Origin of the sequence: Thalassospira sp. MCCC 1A01148 (assembly GCF_001613795.1) — a bacterium.
Taxonomy (GTDB): domain Bacteria; phylum Pseudomonadota; class Alphaproteobacteria; order Rhodospirillales; family Thalassospiraceae; genus Thalassospira.
Window position 1 is genome coordinate 1,429,816 of the sequence record NZ_LPVZ01000020.1, and the last position, 24,359, is coordinate 1,454,174.

Sequence of the window (24,359 nt, forward strand, 5' to 3'; positions counted from 1 at the left end):
GTCATGGCCCGGCGTGTGGTTCTACCGGTCATATACAAGGAAATCTGTCACAGCGAACCAGTTTTCTGAAAGTCAGACGGCTCTGGTCTTGATCCGATTTCGCTAGTTCGATCCGGTGCGAACATCCATCTTCTCTATATTCGCTTTTGCCGCATCGGCAACAGGGGTTCCGTTTGAAAGTTCTATGACATTTAGCCAGTCGCGACGGGCCAGATCATCCTCGCCCGCGATCCGATACAGCTTTCCGCGCTCGAAAAGTGCCTGCACATTTTGCGGATCCTGACCCAGAACGTTCTCGATATCGGTCATTGCCAATTCGTAACTTTCAAGCAACCGCCATGCAGAGGCCCGATAAATCAGGGCTTCGGCATATCCCGGTTGAAGATCAAGCGCCTTGTTCAGATCATCAATCGCTTCCCAGTACTGCCCGGCAAGGCCAAGTGCCATGGCGCGGTCAACCCAAAGCTGCGGGTTATTTGGCACCAGTTCAAGCGCGCGGCTTTGATCGCGCCAGGCATATTCAAGGTTATCAGCCATCATCCAGGCCTGACCTGCCTGGGCCAGCATTCCCGCGACGACACCCGGTCCGGCCGAGCTGTCCTTTGCCAGCGCATCAAGGCGGGTCGCGGCTTCTTCATATTTTCCAAGCGATATCAGCGCCACAGCGACACAATGGCGCGCTGGTTCTCCGCCACCCAGATCGCGCCACGCAATCGCGCTTTCAAAGCCGTCTTCGGGTTTGAGCTGTGCGAGTTTGATACAATCGCGATATTGCTGGCTTTCTTCCTGTGTCATGCCGCCGTTGCTTTCGGTTTGGGCGCGGGCGTCGGTTATACCTGTGCCCCAGAAACCCACAAACCCCGCCAGACACAGCAAGCCTGTGGCGCGCGCTATGATCGAGGTGCCGGAAAGTCGTGACATGAAAAGCTCCGTCTTTGGCAAAAATTGCTGGCAGACACCATAGAAGATCATTTGGGCGATCCACCATGCCTGAATGCGCATATCTGAAAATTCACAGTTTTGAATTCTCACATCATGAAAACGGCAAGATAATGATTGTTGTTCCCGAAATCGAACCTTCGCGGGAACAAATCATACTGCCAAAAGGTTTTGCCAAAAGGCTTTGTTTGTATGTGGCAAGGTCGTTACTGTGCCTTCACACTAGTTTGCCGTCATAAAAGGTGCCTTGATGACCAATAAGTTGTTCTGTTTCGGACTGGGATTTTCCGCCCGCCTTGTCGCCCGCGCGCTTCAGGCAAAAGGTTGGAAAATAGCCGGAACCACGCGGAGCACTGATAAGGCCCAACAGCTGAAGTCCGAAGGTATTGAGCCTTTCATCTTCGCCGATGATCAACCGATAGCCGATATTGCAAGCGCCCTTGATGGCGTGACGCATGTTCTGTCTTCTGCCCCGCCCGGCGGGCAGGGGGACCCGGTCATTCATCATCATGGTGGTGATCTGGCCAGCCTGCCGGCAGGCACTTGGATCGGCTACTTGTCGACCACCGGGGTGTATGGCGATTGGGGTGGCGCCGAAGTCACTGAAGAAGATGATCTTTTGCCAAGTGGCAAGCGCGGGCGCAGGCGGGTGGCCGCAGAAAAGGCGTGGTTTGATCTGGGCCGCCGTCATGACCTGTGTGTGCAAAGTTTCCGTTTGGCGGGTATATACGGCCCCGGCCGCAATGCGCTTGAAACGGTCCGGTCGGGCCGGGCACGCCGGATCGTCAAACCCGGCCAGGTTTTTTCACGTATTCACGTCGAAGACATCGCCCAGACTGTTCTGGCGTCGATCAAACAGCCTAATTGTGGTGCGGCCTATAATGTCTGTGATGATGATGCGGCCCCGCCGCAGGATGTCATTGCCCATGCTTGCGGGTTGCTTGGTGTTGATCCGCCGCCCGAACAGGATTTCGCAACTGCCAAGCTTAGCCCGATGGCCGCAAGCTTTTATGAAGACAACAAACGCGTTTCAAATGCGCGGATCAAACAGGAACTCGGCGTAAAGCTGCGTTATCCGGATTATCGGGCCGGTTTGATGGCGCTTTATGATGAAATTCTGGACGAAGCAGGGACAAAAGACGCAATTGATTAACAACAGCGCATTGTTGACGACACTTACGGGTCGTATATAACCCAAAAGCCTGCGGAAAATCATATCGTCGCTTGTTTGGGCACCATATGATTGTCCACAGGAGCAGTTTCGGACCGGATCGCCAGGCGGTTCGGACCCCAAAGCCACCGAGCACCGGCACATGATGTGGGTCCATCCACATTTTCCCGACCGGCAAGGAGAGAGCAATTATGGATCGTCGTATTGTAACCGTCTTTGGCGGCACCGGATTTGTCGGACGTCATATCGTCAAGCGTCTGCTTGAGCGTGATTTTATCGTCCGTGTCCCGACCAGAAGCTTTGAGCGCGTCAAAAAGCTCAAACCGATGGGCTATCTGGGACAGGTCGTTCCGGTCCATTGCGATGTGCGCGATGAAGACAGCATCAAGGACGCAATCGAGGGTTCCGAAGCGGTGATCAACCTGCTTGGCATTCTTTATGAGCGTGGCAGCAAGAATTTCCTCAATATCCACGTCAAGGCAGCAAAACGTATTGCCGAAGAAGCCAAGGCGACCGGCGTAAAAACGCTTTTGCATATGTCGGCCCTTGGTGTGGATAAAAACACCTCTGCCAACTATGCGACATCGAAGCTTGCCGGTGAAAAGGCCGTGCGCGAAGTTTTCCCGGATGCGGTGATCTTCCGTCCTTCGGTCATCTTTGGCCCGAATGACAACTTCCTGAACAAATTTGCCACCATGGCTCGTTTCTCACCGGTTCTGCCGGTTGTCGGTGCGCCGGGCCTGCCGAAAGTTGATCTGGGCGAAGGCAAGGTCGATCTGCACGGCGAAGGTGGCCCGAAATTCCAGCCGGTTTATGTTGGCGATGTTGCCGATGCCTTTGTCACAGCCCTTACCGAAGGCAAATCTGCTGGCAAGACCTATGAGCTTGGCGGACCTGAAACCCTTTCCTTCATGGCGCTTTTGCAGGACATGCTGCGGATCACCCGTCAGCGTGCCATTCTGATGCCGGTTCCGTTCTGGCTGGCCTCAATCAAGGCATTCTTCCTGCAGTTCCTGCCGGTTCCGCCGTTGACGCCCGATCAGGTGCGTCTGCTTAAAACCGATAACGTGGTGTCTGACGGAGCAGAAGGCTTTGCCGAGCTTGGCATTACGCCAAACAGCCTTGAGGCGATTGCACCGTCTTATCTCAAGCGCTTCTGCCCACCGCGCAAATCCGGCGAGTTCCGCCGTTTCGTCTAGGGCCACAAAGCCAAAGATACGAAAAACCCCGCCGATATGTCGGCGGGGTTTTTTATTGAGATAACCTTGGTGAAATCTATTCGCTGCGCACCCGGGTGACGAAGTTGTTGGCTTCTGTCTGAAGGCTGTGCGCCTTGGCCAGAAGGTCTTCGGCGACCGAGCGGGCGGAACCCGACATTTCGCGGAATTCTTCGGCGGCACGTGAAACACTGGCCATGTTGTCCGATACATGGCGGACGCCATTGGCGGCTTCTTCCGATCCATTGGCGATTTCACCGGTGGCGGCACCCTGTTGGCTCATCGCAGCTGCAATCGAGCTTGAAATACTGTCGATTTCGCCGATTGTCCGGGCAATGGTCGAAATCATTTCCACGGCCTGACTGCTGACGTCGCGCATTTCGCTGATCTGCTGGCTGATATCCTCGGTCGCGCGCTGGGTCTGGGACGCCAGGTTTTTGACCTCGTTGGCGACCACGGCAAAGCCCTTGCCAGCATCCCCGGCACGGGCACTTTCGATGGTGGCATTGAGCGCCAGCAGGTTGGTCTGATCGGCAATGGTTGTGATCAGTTCGATCACCTCACCAATACGGTCTGCGGTATCTGACATCTTGCGGACGGTTTCATCAGATTTCCGGGCTTCGGCCACGGCCGTTTGCGAAATCTCCTCCGCCTTGGCAACTTGTCGTTCGATCTCACGGATCGAGGCAGACAGTTCCTCGGTCGCAGATGAAACCGAACTGACGTTGCTTGATGCATTTTGTGATGCCTCGTTGACCTCTGCCGCACGGGTGACGTTATCACCCGCATTGCGTTCCATGTTATCGGCCGTATCGCGCATTTCGTTGACCGCGGTCAGAAGCTCCGTCACCAGCGTGTTGACCGAACTTTCAAATCCGTCGGCCATTTCATGCAGGGCCGCGCGGCGTTGTTCTTCGGCGCGTTCTTCGGCTTCCTTGTTTTGGGCGCGCAGGCGTTCGGCCTCCCGGGCGTTTTCGCGGAACGTCTCGACCGAACGCGCCATATCAGCAATTTCGTCTGATCCGCTGTCTTTTACCTCTGCATCAAGGTCGCCCTTTGTCAGGCGGGTCATCGCACCATTCAGGCCAATCAGGCGACGCAACAGGTTGCGACTGACATAAAGCCAAAGGATCAGCGTCGGAATGACGATGGCGGCAATTGCCACGACGATCATGATGATTTCAGCGGTTGCGATGGTTTCTGCCACGCCACTGTTGGCATCGTTGATCTTGGCACGCATTTCGCCCAAAAGGCGCTCGGCCGTGAGGGCGATCTGTTCGGTGATCGCCGCATTGTCATCAAGAATGGTATTAAGTTGCTCTTCCGTGGCAAATTCCGCCTGACGCAGGGCAAACAGGTTATTTGGTTTGGACGGGTCAAGCGCAGCCTGAAGCTCTGCCAGGGTTGCCTGCGCGGTTTCCTTTGCCTCCGGGTCGGGCATCAGGTCGATGCCTTTTTGCAACTGGGTCAGGATCGGATTGATCGCGAACTTGACCTTATCAAGTGCATCAGTGTCACGTGCGGCAACGACCTGTTCGGCAAGACCCGGGATCTGAAACGCAATGGCGCGCAGATCGCTCATATTCTGGGCATCAAGCGCATCCACATCGAGAAGCTTATCAAGCGTATTAAACGCTTCGTTGGTCTGATCTTCGCGCCCGACCATAGAATAAAGAGCGGACGCGCTGTTGGTGAGCGCCATATTGGCGTCGGTATTCAGCGCGCGCGCAGATGCCTCGATCGCATTGGCCGCAGTGACAATCTCATTAACCAGTGCGTTGGTCGCGACGTCGTTGGCAAACAGCGACATCTGCGTTTCCTTCAGCGCCCGGATATTGCCGACCAGCGTTTCTGTCTGATTGGAAAACTCGCTCAGGATTGCGCCATCAACGCCAAGCTCGGCAAGAGCCGCGATGTCGTTGTTAAGCTCTGTTTCAATCTGATCCAGTTCGGCGCTGACAGCTTCGATTTCTTCGGCGTTCTGGGCAACGGCAACGTTGCGCGCGATGTTGCTGACCTGGTTGCTACGCGCATAAAGCTCTTGTCCGGTGACAAGGGCCGGTATCGCCTCGTTTGAAACGACCGATTGTTGTGTCTGTGTAATTCTAAAGGCAAAAACAGCCAGTGCGGCCGCAATAACAGCGAGCAACGCGATGGGCACAATCGCCATCATCAAGCGTCCTCGCAAACCAAACCTGCCAGTCATTTATAAAGTTCCCCCAACGGCACAAATATTGTCCGGCGGCTTTTTGCCCTTGCTTCGGACGTATTCCCAATGTCGGATAACGCATCGCGCAATGGTAATTGCCGCGGAAACGCGTTATCCGCCCCGCACTGGAGACTATTCAGAAGCCGCCAAGCACTGGCAAGATTAATCGTCTTGGATGGAACAGTTTCGTGAATTGTTTGAGAATTACCGCTCTTGTCGGCAGGGGGTAGCTATCTGGGGGAGTTTGTTTTCCGGAATAATTCTACCCATGGGCATTTTGTCCTCGCCGGGGAGAATCGCCGATAGTCCGTGCGTGTGATCCGGGTGTCAGATTTGATCAAGAATCTCGTGAACGCGCTTGATTATCGCGCTGCGTGATGGCGCCTGAATGACCGGTTCACCGCCGGGACGTTCGATCATGATCACGGGAATACCCAGATTGCGGGCGGCCTCAATCTTGGCAAAGGTCGCATCGCCACCACTGTTTTTGCTGACGATCACATCGATCTCGTAGCGTTCAAGAAGCTCGGTCTCGCCTTCAACGCTGAACGGGCCGCGTGCAAACAGCCATTCGCCATATTCCAGATCAAACGGATCGCGCGGTGCATCGACGGTCCGAACAAGCAGCCAGGTTTTTTCCAGCCCCTCAAAGGCATGCAGGTTCTTCGCCCCGCTTGCAATCAGCGCACGCGTACCGACGTCGGGCAGGATTCTGGCGGCTTCCTCAATCGATTTCACCGAAATCCAGTTGTCCTTTTCGGTCTTTTCCCAAGCCGGGCGGTGGAACTGAATACAGGGCATGGCAACCGCATGGCAGGCTTGGGCGATATTGTGCGATATCTCGGTGGCATAGGGATGGGTGGCATCAATCACCAGATCAATCTGTTCGTTTTTGACATAGGAAATGATGCCTTCCGGTCCGCCAAAACCGCCAATCCGGACCGGGACCCCATCGGGCAGGCTGGGTGCGCTGGTGCGTCCGGCAAGCGAAAGCTGCAGGCGAATATCGCGACCAAATTCATGCATCAGGTCTTCGGCAATGCGATTCGCGTCTCCGGTCCCGCCAAATATAAGGATGTGTTTCGGACGGCTGGCAGGACGCAAGAGGGACATGGGCAAGAAACCTTTTTGTTGCTTTGTGGGTCCGTGCGGACCTGTTTTTGAGTACAAGCGATAGTCTAACGGCCAGATGGCTTTGATGCCACTTACGACCCGGTTGGCCTGAACTGTTCAAAATCGCCCATACCATGGCGGGCAATGATGGTACCGCTGCGATCAGTGATAACGATTTCCACCGCACAGGCACCATCAAGCGTTGCGCGTGCGGATTCACAGGCCTGACGGGCAATGGTGTCTGCGATCTTAACGTTTGCCGCCTGACAAAGTTCCAGAACCTGTTTGGCGGTATTGGCATTGCGACATTGATCCTGAAGGGTTTCATCCCCGCCACATGCGGCAATCGTGTCGGCCAGTCTGTCGAAATCGACCTGTGATCGGCTTGAATGCAGATCCAGATGGCCCTGGGCAAGCTTGACCAGTTTGGCAAAGCCACCCGCGATGCTGACAAAGGGCACAGGATTCTTGCGCAGATATTTCAGCATCCCGCCCACAAAGTCGCCCATATCAAGAATGGCGTCTTCGGGCAGGCCGTAAAATGCCCGAATGGCAGCCTCGGACGTCTTGCCGGTTGCCCCGGCAACATGGTTACGCGCGGTGGCGCGCGCCACATCAATGCCGCGATGGATGGAATGGATCCACGCCGCACAGCTGAACGGGATGACAATCCCTGTGGTGCCCAGAACCGATAATCCGCCGACAATCCCCAGACGCCCATTCCAGGTTTTCCTGGCAATTTCAGCACCGCCGGGAATGGATATTTCGATTTCGACATCAGGCTGTGCGTCAAACTGATCACAAAGCTCGGTAATCTGTCCGATCATCATCTCGCGGGGTTTGGGATTGATTGCCGCTTGCCCCGGGGGCAATGGCAGGCCCGGTTTTGTGATGGTGCCGACCCCTTCGCCGGCATTGAATGTAATGCCGCTTCCCGGCTTTGCGATGCGCACGGTCGATATGATTTCCGCCCCGTGGGTAACATCCGGGTCATCACCGGCATCCTTGATCACGCTCGCCTGCGCCCAGCCATCGCCCTTTTTCGCCTTGATCAGCTTAAAGGACGGCGTTTCCCCGCGCGGCAGGGTGATGGTAACCGGATCAGGAAACGCGCCGGACAGCAATGCCTGCCACGCAGCACGGGTTGCAGCGGTGGCACAGGCCCCCGTTGTCCATCCCTTGCGCAGCGGTCCATCCGGTTTTCTGGTCATCAGATGATTTTCCTGTCAGTCCTGCCAGTGATTCTGTGATTGACGATGCGGCGGAGATCCGCACTGGAAACTCAATTAAACATATATATTTATGTTATTTGAAAAGTTATACGAAAAATTCTCGCAAATATGTTGTGCGTAGCACTCGATTGCTGTTTAACATATCCTTTCAATGTGGTCCTGCACAGATGACTGCATTTCATTGATTAGAAGTAGCGCGTGATGACGACTCTTGGTGTTGATTTTCCGGTTTTCGAACCGGGTTGGGTGTGGCTTGTTGGTGCGGGTCCGGGGGATCCCGGTCTTTTGACACTGCACGCTGTCAACGCCATGCAGCAGGCCGATGTCGTTGTTTATGATGCGCTGGTCGATGACCGCATTCTCAATCTTTTGCGCAGCGACGCCGAACGTATCTATGCGGGCAAGCGTGGCGGGCGTCCGTCTTCCAAGCAAACCGATATTTCCCTGCAACTGGTCGAACTGGCCAAACAGGGGTTGCGCGTTCTGCGTCTTAAGGGCGGGGACCCGTTCGTCTTTGGCCGCGGCGGCGAAGAGGGCATGACCCTTGTCGATCACAATGTTCCCTTCCGTGTCGTGCCGGGCATTACGGCGGGCATTGCTGGTGCGGCGTATGCTGGTATCCCGACCACCCATCGCGATTGCAATTCATCGGTGACCTTTGTTACCGGCCACGGATCAAGTGGCGAGGTGCCCGATAACATTAACTGGGGTGCCTTGGCCAAGGGTGCGCCTGTGCTTGTCATGTATATGGCAATGAAGCATCTGCGTCGGATTTCATCGGAACTGATAGCAAATGGCCGCGCACCGGATGAACCGCTTGCGGTGATCAGTCAGGCGACCACACCGGGCCAGGGGATCCTGATCACCACGCTTGGAAAGGCGGCTGATGATGTCGAACGCCAAGGCGTTGAACCGCCTGCGGTTTGCATTCTTGGCAAGGTTGTCGGACTGCGTGACCGGTTGAACTGGCTTTCACCACAGGATGACGTGCGTGCGGTGCGCCACGTGCCGTTCGAACAGGTGCTTGATCTTATCACCACACCGGCCGACCCGTTGAAAGACTAGGTTCTTCAAACGATCCATATATGGCCGCAACAGATTGATATATATCGTTGCTGGTAAGCTGCGTGATTGTACAATCGCGCGCAATTGTTTTGGCCGGATGGATCATGGACGAACAGCAGGTATTGATACGCATCCTTGAAAGCGGTTGGGCGCAATGCGTCGACATCGTGCGCGCTGATGGCGGGGTGCTTTTCACCGCGTTGGTGGCCGGGATGGTCGGCAGTGCGACTCACTGTGTCGGCATGTGCGGCCCGTTCGTGATCAGTCAGGTCACGAGCCGGATGGAACAGCTTCCGGTCGAAAAAATGAGCGAGTTCCGCCGCCTGACCGGGGCGGCCTTGCTTCCCTATCAATTCGGTCGTTTGTCGACCTATTGTCTGCTCGGGGTGCTGGCCGGTTACTTTACCGACAGCATCAGTGCCCTGACACGCATCTGGTGGCTTGGGCCGGTTTTGCTTCTGGCGGCCGGTTTGTTTTTCCTTCTTTTCGGCATTCTGGGGCTGATGCCCCATCTTGGTGGTTTGTTGCCATCGACTGGTGAATCACGCTGGTGGAACAAGCTGGTGGGGAATCATGCGCGCGGACTGTTTGCCGCACCATATGGCTGGCGGGGATATTTGCTGGGCGTGATGCTGGGCTTTATCCCCTGCGGTCTGGTTTATGGCGCGCTTGTCATGGCGGCGGCCACCGGGGCGGCGCTGAATGGCGGGGTGGTGATGCTGGTCTTTGGTCTTGGCACAGTGCCGATGCTGTTTGTCACAGGCTTTGTTGGGCAATATGCCGCTCAGCGATTTCGCACCCTGATGGTGCCGGTTGGCCGGGGGCTTATGATCATTAATGGTCTGGTCCTGTTTGCATTGGCCGCAAGCATGTTTGTTTAAGTGACCTGAATGATCCGGTTGCCTGCCCAAGGCCGGTGTTTTCAGGGAATTGTGACCAAGTGTGAGCTTTCCCACAGGGGCCGCGCTTGCAAGAATGTATGGGATATTTATAGTGCCCGATCAGACTGTGACGCACAAAGATCGGTTGTCCGTAACCGACAAAGACATGAGGGTAGACGCGTGAGCAAAAAGACGCTTCTGGCAATTCTGGCGATTGCCCTGGTTCTTGGGATCGGGTTGACCTATCGCCTGATGATGATGGGTACGGAAACCAAATCGTCTGGTTCGGCATCCATCGGTGGTCCGTTCGAGCTGGTCAATCAGGATGGCGAGACCGTCACCCAGGATGACTTTGCTGGCAAATACATGCTGACCTATTTTGGCTATACCTTCTGCCCCGATGTCTGCCCGACCGAATTGCAGGTCATGGGCACAGCACTTGATATGATGCCCCAAGACATTGCAGATGAAATCACGCCGGTCTTCTTTACCGTTGATCCGGAACGCGACACGGTTGAAGCCATTGCCGAATACGTCCCGTATTTCCATGAACGTATGGTGGGCCTGACCGGGACGGTGGAACAGACAACGGCGGCGGCAAAGGCCTTTCGCGTCTATTACGCCAAAACGATCCCGGAAGGTGAACCCGAAGACACCGACAGCTATCTGATGGACCATTCATCCTTTGTCTATCTGATGGACCGTGACGGGCAGTTTGTGCGCCACTTCAATTACGGCACCAGCCCCGAAGACATGGCAAAGGGTGTGACCGAGGCCGTCAAAAAGAACGGCTGATTATGTGATTGAGTTTGGCTGCCAAGCCGTGCAATGCCATGATCATGGTCGATGAATTCGGCTCGGTAAATCATTCACACCAAATCAATAGGTCCTGACCCTAAATGCCTGACACCATACCGGGGATCGTAATCGCGGCCCCCGCATCGAACAGTGGCAAGACGGTAATTACGCTGGCTCTTTTGCGTGCCTTAACGCGCATGGGCCACGCCATTGCAGCGGCCAAAACCGGGCCGGATTATATTGATCCGGCTTTTCAGGCCGCGGCGTGTGGCGACACCTGTGTCAATCTAGACCCATGGGCAATGACGCCAGGCCAGATCAAAGGTCTTGCCGGCGATCATGTTAAAGACAAAGCATTCCTGATGTGTGAAGGGGTGATGGGCCTGTTTGACGGTGCAGCCAACGGGGACGGATCAACTGCCGATCTTGCGGCCCTTGCCAACTGGCCGGTTGTTCTGGTTGTCGATGTAAAGGGTCAGTCGGCCTCAGCTGCCGCAGTGATTTCCGGCTTTGCCAAGTTTCGCGATGACATCAATGTGGCGGGTGTCATCCTTAATCGAGTCGGTAGCGCACGTCATAAACAAATGATCGTTGATGCCTGCGCCAGGCATTTGCCTGACCTGCCAATTCTGGGGGCGGTGCGACGCAGCGAAGATTTGATTCTGCCTGAACGTCATCTTGGGCTGGTGCAGGCGGCGGAGCATCCCGAGCTGGATGCCTTTCTTGATCGCGCAGCTGATATCATTGCGGATGATGTCGATCTGGATGCGTTGATCGGTTTGGTCGATCAAAAAGATGACCAGTCTGAAAAATACGCAAAGCAAGTTCCGATGATTGCTCCGTTGGGGCAACATATCGCGGTGGCACGCGACGCGGCCTTTGCCTTTAGCTACCCGCATATTCTGGATGGCTGGCGTGCGGCCGGGGCTGAGATTTCCTTTTTCTCGCCACTCGCAAACGAAACGCCGAACCCGGACTGCGATGCGATCTATCTGCCTGGCGGTTATCCCGAACTACATGGCGAAACACTTGCCAATGCTGCTGCCTTCAAGGCCGGAATGCGGGATGCGGCGAAAAGTGGTGTTCTGATCTATGGGGAATGCGGGGGTTATATGGCGCTTGGCAAAGGCCTTGTTGATGCCACCGGGACGCGTCATGAAATGCTTGGTTTGTTACCGCTTGAAACCAGTTTTGCCACCCGCAGGCTTCATCTTGGCTATCGCGAGGCACAGTTGGGCATGCCAACCCCATTTGGCCCGGCGGGCATGAAGTTGCGCGGCCATGAATTTCATTACGCAACCACAGTGTCCGAGGACGGCATGCCGTTCTGCCGCATGAAAACCGCCAATGGTCTGGATCTTGGTCCGGCCGGACTGGCAGAAGGACGTGTCTTTGGTTCCTTCTTTCATATGATCGCACAGAGTTGATCAAATCACCGTAAGACTTGAATTCAACGGTTGCCAGCCCGTGTGCTAGGGTCCTTGCTCTAGATATGATATGTCTGATATAGCCCGCGAATGAGAGAGATCATGGATAGCAAAGACCGCGCCCTATTGCCGCCGGAGCCGTTTTGGGAAACCAAGACGCTTGCCGACATGACCCAGGATGAATGGGAATCTCTCTGTGATGGCTGTGGCAAGTGTTGCCTGCACAAGCTTCAGGATGAAGAAGATGATTTCGTCTATTACACGTCGGTTGCTTGTCGTCTGCTTGATTGCCATACATGCCGCTGCAAGGACTATCCCAATCGCACCCAACATGTCCCTGATTGCGTGCAGCTTTCCAAGGAAAATGTTGAAACCCTGTCCTGGATGCCGTCGACTTGCGCCTATCGCCTGATGGCAGAGGGTAAACCACTGCCCGATTGGCACCCGCTTAAGACAGGTGTGCCAGACTCGGCCATTATGGCTGGCATGTCAGTGCGTGGCATGGCCATCCCCGAGGACGAAGCCCATCCCGACCTGACCCGGTATATCGTGAAGTGGCCGGCCTGAAAGCGTTTTGCAAATCGTAGATTGGGCAATTCAGGTGATAAGCGGCTGATCAGCCGCGAATGATTTCGCTCAGAAATCATTCCTTGATCGGTATCCTTTCAGAAACAGAATCTCCGAACTGGCGGTTGCAAAAAACCCGTTAAGCTCTGGAGCTGTGATATGACCCGTTATGGTGTTATCTTGCTATCCGAATGGACAGTTCGTCAAAATTATGCAAAAATAGGTTTGTCTGCGATTGATAGCTGTGCGTAGCGACTAAAAATGGATAACGAACGCAGAAAATCCATAAATAATTGAAAAACAATAATAATAACCACAGTAATCATTTTGGAAGTCTCGGAAAACAGTATCCTGGATTGTTTTTTTCCAAGCAGAAGTTCAATTTATCTTGCACTACTCGAAAGTATATGATCATTTGATCAATTATAGAGTGATTGATCATTTTTGTTGATTTCATGTGCTTTTCTTTTTGCTGTGACCCAATGTGGCAGGCATCAAGTGCTCCGCGTCAGGGACCCGTCAGGACGTTCAGAATTCGCCCGTTGTGGCTCCTGTGACGACAGGCAGTGATCTTTCCAGGTGCTCGGGACGTAGAACGAGGCCTCGAACACAAAACATCAATCCTAACCGTGTGATTGAAAATCAACCCCGCAACGCTGTTAAGGGGACAGGCGGGATTAATCCGTCAATGAAAGGGTATAAAAGTGGGTATTGGAATCTTTGGCGGCGACAAGGAAGCGCGGAATGAACAGCAAGTCACTGCTGCGCTGGGTCGCTCTATGGCGCGCATCGAATTTGATGCCGACGGAAATATTCTGCGAGCCAACGAGAACTTCGAAGCGGCGATGGGCTGTAAGTCAGATGACATTGCGGGCAAACATCACTCGATATTCGTGCCTGAAGAAATCGTCAATTCCGGGGAATATAAAAACTTCTGGAAGAAGCTGGCCGCGGGCGAGTTTCTGAGCGGCGCCTTTCCGCGCAAGCGCCAGGACGGTTCGCTGATCTGGCTTGAGGCGACCTATAACCCGATCTTTGATTCAAAAGGTAGGGTTTCCAAGGTTGTGAAATTTGCCTCGGATATCACCGAACGTCGGAACGAACGGGCGCTGTTGCAAAGCGTATTTGATGCCATCAATACGTCGCAGGCGGTGATCGAGTTCAATCTGGATGGTACGATCATAACCGCCAACGAGAACTTCCTGTCGGTACTGGGTTATAGCCTGGATGAAATCAAGGGCAAGCATCACAGCATGTTCGTGCCCAAAGACCAGCGTGAAACATCAGAATACAAGACGTTCTGGCAGAAGCTTAATCAGGGCACATTCCAGGCTGGTCAGTTCCAGCGTGTCGGCAAAAATGGCAAGGACGTCTGGATCGAGGCCACCTACAATCCGGTTCTTGATGCTGTCGGGAATCCGATCAAGGTGATCAAGTTTGCCACAGACATTTCCGAGAAGACCAAGCTTCTGATTGATCTGAAGAAGATGATTGATGGCAACTTCGCCGAGATCAATGATAACATCGCAGACCTCAAATCAAGCGCGGTACAAAGTGTGGATGCCTCGACCAACGCCATGGAACTGACGCGTAATGTTGCCGCCAGTGCCGAACAAATGGCAGCCTCGATTGCGGAAATTTCGCAAAGCATGGCGCAGTCGCAGGGTGAAACCGAACGCGCTTATGAGCAGACCAACACGGCCAATGAAATGACCCAGCGCATGACCGGTGTGGTCGATCAAATGGGCAATATCGTTGAAGTCATCCGTGACATTGCCGGGCAGATCAACTTGCTGGCGCTGAATGCGACGATTGAAAGTGCGCGTGCAGGTGAAGCGGGCAAGGGCTTTGCCGTGGTCGCCAACGAGGTCAAGAACCTTGCCAATCAGGCCGCCCGTGCAACCGAAGACATCACGCAGGAAATTACCGGTATTCAGGATATTTCTGCGGAAGTCGCCGGAGCACTTGAAACCATTCGCGGTTCGGTCGAAACAGTTCGAAACGATGTGACCAGTATTTCTTCGGCGGTGACAGAGCAAACAGCCGTAACTGAAAACGTCAGTGCGAGTGTGCGTGAGATGGCACATTCGGTCGAGGGAATGTCGAGTAATCTTGAAGCGATTCGTGAAACGACTTCAACGGTTGAAGCATCGGTGCAGCGTACCCGCGAGGCTGCCGAAGTGCTTGCACGCTGATCACAAGCGACTCGAACCAAAATATGCATTTTATGGGCAGGGCCATTTGGCTCTGCCCATTTTTGTTGATTATGACAGTTCGAAGATGATCATTGCGGCTTGCCCGGAACCACTTGCGTTGTGGATGACAACATCACAAGAATGTCGGCTTATGGTTGGTCAAGCTGATATAGTTCGCATGTGCTGGGGAAATACGGGGCAATAAGGCAATGAACAGCGATCATCTGCGCATTGATGTTCTGGGTGTCGGCGAGGCATTCGACCCGAACTTTGAAAATTCGTCGGTTGTGGTGTCTGCGGGCGATTTTCGCTTGTTGATCGATTGCGGTGCCACGGTTGCCGGGCAACTGATGGGGAAATTCCCCGATCCGGATGCGATTGATGCGATCTATTTTACGCATATGCATCCTGATCATGTTTTTGGTCTGGTACCGATCATGTTGAACTGGCGTGATGACGGGCGATCCAAACCATTGCGTATTCTGTGCAGCCCGCAATTGCGCACTCATCTTGAAAAACTGATGGAGCTCGGCTTTACCGGGCTTGGGTCAGCCTGGCCGTTTACCATCATCTGGCATTCAATTGCCGACACCGACATGATCGGGCCGTTTGAATGTCGCTTTGCCCGGTCAGACCACAGCGTTCAGAACCATTCGATTTTGCTGCGCTATGCCGACAAGGGATTTGCCTATTCCGGGGATGGCAATGTAACGGCCGATACCGCCGCCCTGTTTACGGGTGCAGATCTCGTGTTTCAGGAAACCTATCTGATCAAGCATGATCCGCAACATGCAGCCCATTGTGATCTGGAAACGGTTTTGAAACTGGCATCGGACATGCCCGGCGCGCGATTCTGGCTTTATCACATCAAACGCAATGTCCGCGCGGAAATGGCCCAGTTGCTGCGTGGAAACGAGCAGGTCCGCATCGCCGCACCCGGCGAAGTCATCGAAATCCGCTAGGCCATATCGGAGAGCACCTTATTTATTCGGGCATGCTTTCTTTCAGGCAATAAAGCACCTCATAGGGTGCTGTCAGTTGTGGCAGGTGGCCGTATGAATCGATGATGTGTAACGTGCTGTTGGCAAGTTTAGCATTCAGGTAATGACCAACTTCCAGCGGTACGGCGGGATCCCGGGCGGGTTGAATGATTGTGGTTGGGATAGTAATTTTTGGCAGGATATCGCGGAAGTCAGACTGAAAAATGAACCGTGCTATCTTAAGTGCGGTTTGGGTTGGCATGGCCAGAAGGCCGGACGCAAATTCACGAACGAACAGGGGAAATTCGTCGCCGACAATCACCGGGGCGAACCCGTTTGCCCAATCTTCGTAACCTGCTTCCATTGCGCCAAAAAGACCATCGAGATCATCTTGGGAGAAACCGCCGTGATAGTCACCTTCATTGAGATAGCGCGGTGAAGGCGCAATCATGGAAATATGATCAAATATCTCGGGGCGTTTGGAGGCCGCGATCAAGGCAACCATACCGCTCACGGAATGTGTCAGTATTTTTGTAGATGAAATGCCTTGTTCATCAAGGATCGCTATCAGATCGTCGGCAAAAGCGGTAATGGATGTATGTCTTCCGTCTTCGAATGTTGCCCTGCTGTTCGGGCCTGCCCCTGCGAGGTCATACACCCCGATATCGTAATGTTTGAGAAGGTCTGGCAACAACAGTCGCCAACTACGATGATCGGTCCCGAACCCGTGCGACAGCACCATCAAAGGGGCATCCGCGTGCCCGCGAGCATTGCGAATCAGGCGCCAGTTATGCAGCTCTGACAGTGTTTTCGATGCTTTCTCGTTCGACGTGTCGGTCAACTTGGTCAAACCTCCGAATGAACTGAAAAAAGTACCCGGCGGGGCGGGTACTTCAAAAGCATCTTAACGTTGTAGACGACCTAGTGAACCGCGCGCGGTTCCATATCATGCTGGCGGATGGCAGCATCCGCGACGGCATGGTTTTCGAATGACGCGATGTGGGTCCCGTCGGCGGTAAACACGCCATAAACCATTTCATCACTGTCTTCTTCGGTATTGGGGACCTGACGCACATAGGCAAAGTCATGAATACCCAACAGCGCGAAATCACCATTTGACAAAAGGCCGGTGTCTTGGCCGATGCGCTGGTCGCTTTTGCTATCGTGGTTGGCTGTTCGATTTGTCATTTAAACCACTCCTTGGTTAGGCTTTGCCGTTTTTGGTATCGGCATTGCTGTCCTCTTCCTCGACTGTCATGTCGATGGTTTTGGAAGGCACAGCTTTTTTCTTGTTCGAGCCAATCGCGATTTCACGCACGACCGGTTCCGGCATGGGTCGGTTAAGGTCAACATGCAACAGACCGTTATCCAGATGCGCCCCAACAACTTCGATGCCTTCTGCAAGAACGAAGGACCGCTGGAACTGGCGTGACGCAATGCCACGATGGATATAGACCCGTTCACTGTCATCATCGGTGTGTTTGCCCCGGATGATCAGCTGGTTGTCCTCGGTGGTTACCGACAGGTCGTCTTCGGCAAATCCGGCAACTGCGACGGTAATGCGCAGTTTGTTCTCACCGATCTGCTCGATGTTATAGGGTGGATAGCCCTCGGCTTTGGTTTTTGATACCTGATCAAGAACGCGTTCGATCTGGTCAAAGCCCAAAAGCAATGGGCTGTTAAACATTGATATTCGCGACATTGCAGCACCTCCTCCGTCAGAGCGAGTGTGGTTATGTTCGGATCCCGCGCAATTTGCGTTTTGGGCACCCGTTTGTTCGACCCGAAGCATTCGGCATCGAACGTTTCATCTAGGGTTCAGACCCTGACTAAATAAATGTGGTTTTCCCATCAATAGTCAAGCCTTGCCTGCATTGCGCAGACCGGATGTGACCTATTTGCCTGCCTGTGTGAGATCGGGCATGGCTTCAAGCGCATAATAGGCCACCGACTGGTCCTTGCCGCGAAGCGCAACTTCATGTTTCACCGCATTTTCCGGCAAGGGAATCGGCCCGTGATCAAACAGCGTTTTGGAAATAACCAATGGCACCCCGTGCCCCTTGGTCTCGGCTTCCAGACGCGCGGTGGTGTTGATTGTGTCGCCGATTGCACTGATATTCTCGCGGCCGGGCGGGCCCATTTCCCCGACGATGGCCTTGCCCATATGGATGCCAATCCCGATGCGCAAAGGATGGGGAAGTTCGGATTTCAGATGCAGGTTCAATCCTTCAATCCGGCGCAGCATCTCAGCCGCCCCTTCAAAGGCCTGCAAGATGGTGCGTTCTGTATCTTCGCTTTCATGTCCGTAAAGCGCCATCAGGCCATCACCGGTAAACTGCGCATAATAGCCACCCGTGCCCCGCAGTGCCTCGGTCATCTCGGCAAAGAACTGATTAAGGATGAAAAGCACGTCATAAGGCATCTTGCTTTCACCGAGCTTGGTCGAATCGCGCAAGTCGATAAAGATGCAAACAACCTGTCTTTCACTGCCCGAAAGCCCGCCGGGACGCCGTCCATCGCGCGCGGTGGCGTTGGGCGGCAAAAGCGGTGCAACCGCCAGGTCGTTCTGTGGTCGGATCTGACAGGCAAGGCGCATGCCCTTGGGGGCCTGAATGCTTTTGAGTGCTGCTGCCTCGATCTGGCCGGGTTCCGCCAGTTGATCCGTGCCCGATCCGCAATGAATACGACATGTGGTGCAGCGCCCATGTCCACCGCAAACCGATGCCATCGGGACACCCGCGTCGCGCAGTGCTTCCAGTGCTGTGGCACCGGGGGGGACGCGGACGAACCGGCCATTGGGCAGGCTTAGCATCGGCCCACGCCTGACGCGATCAATGGTCTGGCGGATCTGACGGACCCCAAAGGGTGCAAGGGCAAGCGCGATGCTTATGATCGAGAACGGCAGAATGGCATTTTCATAAAAGTTGATGGCTGCCTGGTTAACATTGGCGGCATCAAGCACGCCAAATACATATTTGCGTCCGCCTTCCTCCGCACGGCGGATTACCTCGGCCGCGGCTGCCCCATAACCGGCAAGTGCCAGTGTCGGGATCAGGATTGAAAGCGTGCCAAGCGTGTTGCGCCATTTCGGATAGAACGGTTTGACCCGAAGCCAGAAATGAATACCGATACAGCCATGTGCCCAGACGACAATCACCGTGATCGCCTGCAAGATGCCCTGAAACGGAATGAAGACCGCCAGATCAAGCAGAACGCGCTCGAACGGTGATGCGACGTCAAAGCCCAGATCAATGATCCGGGTGGCGATGATGTGACGAAACAGCAGGAATGGAATGCACAGGCCTAAGATCATCTGGGCCCACTCAGATTTGCGCAGGCGCAAAGTACGGCGGCTGGTCAACCGCGCCGTTGCCAGCAAAAAATGCGTGACAAGAGCGGCCAGCAAAAGGATCTCAAGCGGCGGGAACTGCCAGATCTCGGTGGTGTATTCCCCGACAGTCTCCATCAGTTCCGGTGAAACGATGCCTGCGGCATGGTTCAACAGATGGGTCAGCACATAGGCAAACATGGTCAGGCCGGAATACAGCCGCAAATTCTGAATCATCGCTTCATGTGCCCGTTTTTCACTTGCTCATCTCTCACGCGGTCCAACCTCACGCAGTCCAAACAGGCGTCGACATTCTGTGGTCGATCATGTCCTTTTGGCGCCGTCCTGTTGTGGCAGGATCATGCAATACTTTTGGTTGATAAAGTGTTTTGCCTCTTCAGGCACGAAAAAAGCCATCAGGACATCTGATGGCTTTCGTTGATTTGGCGTGGTTCGTAACCGGTATGATCTTGGCCTAGGCTGCAGATCGAATGCGCTTCTGGGTCATGAACTTGACCATAGAGCGCGCAAAATCCGTGCTTGTGATCGGGGTTTCAAGCGATTTCATTGCCGCCTCATGCACGTCGTCAGGGATCAGGTCATAACGTGCTTGCAAAAGGGCTGTTTCATAAGGCTTCATGAATTCCGGGTGGGGCTGGATCGAGGCGGCGTTATCGCCATATTGCAAACCGGCAAAGGGACAGAAATCCGAGCTTGCCCAAACAGTCGCATCCTTCGGGGGCTCTACCACCTGATCCTGATGGAAGGCATTGATACGGATGGTGGCCGGGCTATCAGAAAGCCAGTCGCTGTTGCTGGCGTCCACTGCATATTCATGTGCACCAACGCCCCAGCCTTTGTCAGATTTAACGACCTTGCCGCCAAGTGCCGTTGCCAAGATCTGATGACCAAAACAGATGCCAAAGACCGGCTGACCAGCGCCAACCGCCTCACGCAGGAACTCCTGCAGGCGGATCATCCATGGTGCGTTTTCATAGACCCCATGTTTGGAGCCCATGATTACCCAGCCATCCGCATCGCTGATTGAGGCAGGGAAAACATTCTCCAGCACAGTCCAGGTCTCGAACTCCAAGCTAGGGTCAACGTCGCCAAGCAGCTTTTCGAGCATGCCGGGGTAGGAAGCAAAATCGTCGCGAAGTTCTTCCGGGGCGAATCCGGTCTCAAGAATGCCGATCTTCATGCAAAAACCTCTGTGGTCGTCAATGTGGCGCTGTTGCTGAGTTATGGGATTCTAACGCCAAAGACAAGCCCGGTGCTGCGAGATTTTATGCAAAATATGACGGGAAATGCGAAACCGCCCGGCGGGATGCACGGGCGGTTGCACAACCTGCGACCATTTGGCCGGGGGGCAGGTTGGCCGCAGGTGATTTTTTCAGGCTTATTTGTTCAGGCCAAGAACACGGGCACTGCCCATGCCAACAATCATCGCGACCACAAAAATGATTGTGTCCGTATGTCCGAATGCCAGTGCACTCAATGCCGGGCCCGGGCAGTAACCCACCAGACCCCAGCCGATGCCAAACAAAACGCCACCGCCAATCAGCTTTGTGGTAATGGCGCGATTGGTCGGCAGGTTCATCTCGCCGCCACAAACGGCCTCAGTCCGGTTTTTCGCAAACTGGAAGATCGGAATGGCAACCGCCAGACCACCGCCCATCACAAAGGCAAGGCTCGGGTCCCATCCACCATCGGCAATCGCCCAAATATCAAGGAAACCCAGCACCTTCTGCGGGTCGATCATGCCCGAAATATAAAGGCCAAAGCCAAAAATGGTGCCACAAATCAGGGAAACAATCGTACGCATCACATGCCCCCCATCAGATGTCGGGTCACCAGAACCGTGACAAATCCAGCGATCATGAAGGACAGGGTTGCGACCAGCGATCGCAGCGAAAAGCGCGAAAGCCCGCAAATACCGTGACCACTGGTGCAGCCGCTGCCGATCGTGGTGCCCAGTCCAACAAGAAGACCGGCAACAACAATCACCGGCAGCGAACTGGTCACCACACTCTGGGCTTCAATCTCGGTCGCGTTCATCAAAATGAACGGACCGGCAATCAGGCCAATTACAAAGGCAAGACGTTCAAAAACAGCTGCACCTGCTTTGGTCGGTGTTAACAGACCGCCAAGGATGCCACTGATTCCGGCAATCCGACCATTAAGCAAAAGATAAAGGCCGGACGCCAATCCAATAAGTCCACCGCCAATCAGGGCGGAAATCGGCGTGAAGTTTTCCATCGTTTCATCCATCGAAATCAGAATTTATATTAATGTATGATAATCAATTGATTTTATCAACGGTCATGAGAATAATTTTCTCAGCGACCCAGGGAAGCGTAGCCATACAGCCATGATTTAGAACGACTAAAAGGCGAAATCTCCATCCGTTGGATGACCTCAAACCGATTATGGTGGGGTGCAAAAGCACGACCCAAATTAAGCATCTGATTTTATTGTATTTTATCTATCTTGCCAAAGTTCCAAAATAGGAAGATACAGCACTATCTTTGGCAGTGGTTTCGGCTTGGTGGCCGACACCCTCTTTCGGACTTCTGAACATAGATGAGCAAGGATCGTATGTCGGCCAGTCGGCGGCTTGATGTCGCGCTGGCGCTGGTATCGCAGGGCGACTACATCGCTGCGATTGATGTTGCGCGTGCTGCATTGGCAGCCGACAGCGAATGGGACGAAGCCCATTTCAGCTTGGGCGACATGTATGAACGTGCGGGTGAACACGAAAACGCCATAGAGGCCTTTCGCCAGTATCTGATGCTTGATCCTGCGGATCGCATGGGTGCGGAAGTGCGCCTGACATTGCTGGGTGCCACTGCCCTGCGTGATCGATTGCCGCCGGATTACGTCCGCGCGTTGTTCGATGATTATGCGCCGCGCTTTGAAATCAGCCTGCGTGACCGTCTGGCCTATCGCGGACCGGAATTGTTGTTTGAGGCCATCCGTGCTCACTTGCCCAATATGCCGCGCCCGCTCGAAGCGCTTGATCTTGGCTGTGGTACCGGCCTCGTGGCGGAGGTCCTTGCAGGGTATGTCGATGCGATTGACGGCATTGATCTGTCGCCACGCATGATCAACCGTGCGCGCGCCAAGGGGCTTTATCGCACCTTGATCGCTGGTGACATCACCGACATTCCGTCGGAAATTGGCGGGGATTACAGTCTGGTGATTGCTGCAGATGTTCTGAATTACCTTGGGGACCTTGCCCCGGCGCTCAGAGCTGCACATGCGCGGATGAAACCCGGTGGGTTGATTGTCTTCAGTCTCGAAGAAGGGGATGTCTTCCCGTTTGATCTTGGTCCCGGCCAGCGGTTCCGCCATCACGGGCGCGCCATCGGTGAATGGTTGACCGAATGCGGGTTTGATCTGGTCTCGGATGCGATGGGGGTCTTGCGACAGGAAAAGGGAAACCCGGTCGAAGGCCGCATTCTTGTCGCACGTGCCAGTGATGTCTTGGTGCATATGGCCGGTGATCTGATCATGCCGGTGGATCCTGATCAGGCAGCGGGCCAGACTCTGCATTAACCGGACTCTGCATTAAATTGCCGTTTAGACTGTCCATACACAAAACACCCCGTCACCACTAGTGACGGGGTGTTGTTGTATCTGATCCGGATGATGGCCCTAGACAGGCACGCCGCGAATAACCGCCACTTCGTGATAAAGCGGGACATTCGGGTCCTTGTTGATCAATTCCTGTGCCTTGGTGGCCGAAAGCGGTTGTTTGCCTTCCGGGTCGCCATAGAATTTGCAGACCAGTTGCTTTTCAAGTCCGGTCCCGCTCAGCGCCTTTTCAAGCATGACAAAGAACGAAATATCCGTCCCTGCATGTTGCAGCACGATTTTTGACGCGATCTTTTCTGGCTTGTAGCCATTGGCTTCAAAGCATTCGCAAATAATCTCGGTCCCGATGCGACAACCGAAATTCATCACCAGTTCGGCCTTGGGCGCATGTTCGCGAATACGACGCATCAATGCCTCGTTCAGGCCAAGGCCCACCGAGTTGTAGGGATAGTCGTCAAACAGGCTCCAGGGATAATAATGCGCAATATGGTCTTCGGCCTCGTCGCCAGCCCCTTCGGCCAGTTCAATCGATTGCGCCTCGCGAAAGGCGGTCAGGCGTTCGTCACTGGGTTCGCCCACCTGCGGAATACAGGCAATCACCACATCGGTTTTGCCGACTTTTTCGCGCGCTTCGTCCGTATCGACAAGGCTGACACTGCCGTGGACCGGTTCGAAATGTCTGGCATGTTCCGGGGAAAGGCTTTTGATATTGCGTTCTGCCAGAACGACAAGGCGGGGATCAAGGTCACTGCCATAAACGCGTTTGACGCCGCAATTTCGCAAGATAAAGGCAACGTTGATGCCTGTGCCGACCCCGACCTCGTAAACGGTTTTGCCTTTAAGGTCGGCACGCGAAAGGCCTTCCTGAAAGGTTTGTGTCCATGGATCTTCGGGATCAAAGGCGAAGTCGGGTGTTTCGGGATCGCTTTCGTATCGACTGGGTGTCTCACTGCTCTCTTCGGCGGTCTCTAACATAATACTTCCTGTTTTTTGCGCATCATCTGGTCGCAGGACGCAGTCGGTCATGTCAAAACCACCAAGACATTTGGCGACAAGGCAGCCAGATGCTTTGGTGTGACCGGCCCCTGTGACGGCAGCCGTGATCGACACCCCTGTGCCGATGCGCAGTTCTTTATTTTATGACCGTCGCGCCCACTTCAAAGCGACGGGATGCCATTTTGGCATCATGGACGGGAAGATTGCCGGCGACGGTTGCCGGTCTGGGCAAGGCGACTGTGCGCCTGTCAGTTTACCGCGGCAAACTGCTTTGCATCACTTGCCAGCTGAACCTCTTCGGCCAGCGGACCAAGCGAGTCTGCCAGTCGTTCACAATTGCAATCTGATCCAACCAGAACATTAAGCGGCGATGCGCCGTCTTCACGGCCAACCAGTGCCTGCATGATCCGCAGAAGGGTCGGGGCCGGGGACAGACCGTTACAATCAATTGTGTTCGATACTTGCATGTTGTCTTCTCCTTGTCTGGCGAGCAGGAGCTTCGGCATACCGCCGGGAACGGTATAAATGCCGCAGCATGACGTGTTTCCAATGCCCGCATTCGATGTGGGCAAACGAACAGAAACACTTTCGACCATCGCGCGATCCCAGCATCAAACCACTCTTGGTGGTGTCCATGGCGTGAC

At 54.3% G+C, this 24,359-nt stretch carries 23 protein-coding genes; 10 read left to right on the forward strand and 13 right to left on the reverse strand.

All coding sequences use genetic code 11. The annotated features are described in order from the left end of the window. Nucleotides 1-102: 102 nt before the first annotated feature. Nucleotides 103-921, reverse strand: coding sequence for a tetratricopeptide repeat protein (locus AUQ43_RS16075; RefSeq protein ID WP_062957383.1), 819 nt, complete (start codon nt 919-921; stop codon nt 103-105). A 268-nt stretch (nt 922-1,189) separates the two neighbouring features. On the opposite strand from AUQ43_RS16075, the gene AUQ43_RS16080 reads away from it, so the two are divergent. Continuing rightward, nucleotides 1,190-2,092: an SDR family oxidoreductase gene (locus AUQ43_RS16080; RefSeq protein ID WP_062957183.1), complete on the forward strand. Its 903-nt coding sequence runs from the start codon at nt 1,190-1,192 to the stop codon at nt 2,090-2,092. 209 nt (nt 2,093-2,301) lie between these two features. Beyond that, nucleotides 2,302-3,309: a complex I NDUFA9 subunit family protein gene (locus AUQ43_RS16085; RefSeq protein ID WP_062957184.1), complete on the forward strand. Its 1,008-nt coding sequence runs from the start codon at nt 2,302-2,304 to the stop codon at nt 3,307-3,309. 76 nt (nt 3,310-3,385) lie between these two features. Here AUQ43_RS16085 and AUQ43_RS16090 read toward each other — a convergent pair whose 3' ends face one another. The 3 genes from AUQ43_RS16090 to AUQ43_RS16100 form a co-directional block, all read right to left on the reverse strand. Then, entirely contained in the window at nt 3,386-5,533 is a 2,148-nt protein-coding gene (locus AUQ43_RS16090) for a methyl-accepting chemotaxis protein (RefSeq protein ID WP_084272126.1), read from the reverse strand. 330 nt (nt 5,534-5,863) lie between these two features. Continuing rightward, nucleotides 5,864-6,649, reverse strand: a complete 786-nt coding sequence (locus tag AUQ43_RS16095; RefSeq protein WP_062957186.1) for a cobalt-precorrin-6A reductase — start codon at nt 6,647-6,649, stop codon at nt 5,864-5,866. Nucleotides 6,650-6,741: 92 nt separating this feature from the next. After that, nucleotides 6,742-7,860 (reverse strand): cobalt-precorrin-5B (C(1))-methyltransferase, encoded by a 1,119-nt coding sequence (locus AUQ43_RS16100; protein ID WP_062957187.1) that lies wholly within the window; start codon nt 7,858-7,860, stop codon nt 6,742-6,744. 222 nt (nt 7,861-8,082) lie between these two features. On the opposite strand from AUQ43_RS16100, the gene cobA reads away from it, so the two are divergent. The 7 genes from cobA to AUQ43_RS16135 all read left to right on the forward strand — a co-directional run bounded on the left by cobA (nt 8,083) and on the right by AUQ43_RS16135 (nt 15,776). Beyond that, nucleotides 8,083-8,946: a uroporphyrinogen-III C-methyltransferase gene (gene cobA / locus AUQ43_RS16105; RefSeq protein ID WP_062957188.1), complete on the forward strand. Its 864-nt coding sequence runs from the start codon at nt 8,083-8,085 to the stop codon at nt 8,944-8,946. 104 nt (nt 8,947-9,050) lie between these two features. Next, nucleotides 9,051-9,827 carry a sulfite exporter TauE/SafE family protein gene (locus AUQ43_RS16110; RefSeq protein WP_062957384.1) on the forward strand — a complete coding sequence of 259 codons (777 nt, stop codon included), beginning with the start codon at nt 9,051-9,053 and terminating at the stop codon, nt 9,825-9,827. Nucleotides 9,828-10,007: 180 nt separating this feature from the next. Further along, on the forward strand, nt 10,008-10,622 hold the full coding sequence (locus tag AUQ43_RS16115; protein WP_062957189.1) for an SCO family protein: 615 nt from the start codon (nt 10,008-10,010) through the stop codon (nt 10,620-10,622). 104 nt (nt 10,623-10,726) lie between these two features. Continuing rightward, nucleotides 10,727-12,052 (forward strand): cobyrinate a,c-diamide synthase, encoded by a 1,326-nt coding sequence (locus AUQ43_RS16120; RefSeq protein WP_062957190.1) that lies wholly within the window; start codon nt 10,727-10,729, stop codon nt 12,050-12,052. A gap of 102 nt (nt 12,053-12,154) precedes the next feature. After that, nucleotides 12,155-12,619, forward strand: a complete 465-nt coding sequence (locus AUQ43_RS16125; protein ID WP_062957191.1) for a YcgN family cysteine cluster protein — start codon at nt 12,155-12,157, stop codon at nt 12,617-12,619. Between the two features lie 704 nt (nt 12,620-13,323). After that, entirely contained in the window at nt 13,324-14,814 is a 1,491-nt protein-coding gene (locus AUQ43_RS16130; protein ID WP_062957192.1) for a PAS domain-containing methyl-accepting chemotaxis protein, read from the forward strand. A gap of 209 nt (nt 14,815-15,023) precedes the next feature. Next, a complete protein-coding gene (locus AUQ43_RS16135; RefSeq protein ID WP_062957193.1) occupies nt 15,024-15,776 on the forward strand; it encodes an MBL fold metallo-hydrolase in 753 nt (250 codons plus the stop codon). A gap of 22 nt (nt 15,777-15,798) precedes the next feature. Here the strand turns inward: AUQ43_RS16135 and AUQ43_RS16140 are convergent, their stop codons facing one another. From AUQ43_RS16140 to AUQ43_RS16170, 7 genes are all read right to left on the reverse strand, one after another. Further along, nucleotides 15,799-16,635 carry an alpha/beta fold hydrolase gene (locus AUQ43_RS16140; RefSeq protein ID WP_147250443.1) on the reverse strand — a complete coding sequence of 279 codons (837 nt, stop codon included), beginning with the start codon at nt 16,633-16,635 and terminating at the stop codon, nt 15,799-15,801. Between the two features lie 80 nt (nt 16,636-16,715). Continuing rightward, entirely contained in the window at nt 16,716-16,982 is a 267-nt protein-coding gene (locus AUQ43_RS16145) for a DUF1150 family protein (RefSeq protein ID WP_062957195.1), read from the reverse strand. Between the two features lie 16 nt (nt 16,983-16,998). Beyond that, entirely contained in the window at nt 16,999-17,496 is a 498-nt protein-coding gene (locus tag AUQ43_RS16150; protein WP_062957196.1) for an Hsp20 family protein, read from the reverse strand. Between the two features lie 192 nt (nt 17,497-17,688). After that, on the reverse strand, nt 17,689-19,359 hold the full coding sequence (locus AUQ43_RS16155; RefSeq protein ID WP_062957197.1) for an adenylate/guanylate cyclase domain-containing protein: 1,671 nt from the start codon (nt 19,357-19,359) through the stop codon (nt 17,689-17,691). 238 nt (nt 19,360-19,597) lie between these two features. Continuing rightward, a complete protein-coding gene (locus AUQ43_RS16160) occupies nt 19,598-20,323 on the reverse strand; it encodes a gamma-glutamyl-gamma-aminobutyrate hydrolase family protein (protein WP_062957198.1) in 726 nt (241 codons plus the stop codon). Nucleotides 20,324-20,521: 198 nt separating this feature from the next. After that, nucleotides 20,522-20,947 (reverse strand): DUF6691 family protein, encoded by a 426-nt coding sequence (locus AUQ43_RS16165; protein ID WP_062957199.1) that lies wholly within the window; start codon nt 20,945-20,947, stop codon nt 20,522-20,524. Next, complete coding sequence (locus tag AUQ43_RS16170) at nt 20,947-21,381, reverse strand: YeeE/YedE family protein (protein WP_084272145.1); 435 nt, start codon at nt 21,379-21,381, stop codon at nt 20,947-20,949. Before AUQ43_RS16170 ends, AUQ43_RS16165 begins: the two co-directional genes overlap by 1 nt. Nucleotides 21,382-21,705: 324 nt before the next feature. Here AUQ43_RS16170 and AUQ43_RS16175 point away from each other — a divergent pair, with 324 nt between their 5' ends. Then, nucleotides 21,706-22,680 (forward strand): class I SAM-dependent methyltransferase, encoded by a 975-nt coding sequence (locus AUQ43_RS16175; protein ID WP_062957201.1) that lies wholly within the window; start codon nt 21,706-21,708, stop codon nt 22,678-22,680. A gap of 99 nt (nt 22,681-22,779) precedes the next feature. On the opposite strand, the gene AUQ43_RS16180 is transcribed toward AUQ43_RS16175, so the two are convergent. Continuing rightward, a complete protein-coding gene (locus AUQ43_RS16180; RefSeq protein WP_062957385.1) occupies nt 22,780-23,694 on the reverse strand; it encodes a 50S ribosomal protein L11 methyltransferase in 915 nt (304 codons plus the stop codon). Between the two features lie 269 nt (nt 23,695-23,963). Next, on the reverse strand, nt 23,964-24,182 hold the full coding sequence (locus AUQ43_RS20355; RefSeq protein WP_114129812.1) for a hypothetical protein: 219 nt from the start codon (nt 24,180-24,182) through the stop codon (nt 23,964-23,966). Nucleotides 24,183-24,359 lie beyond the last annotated feature (177 nt).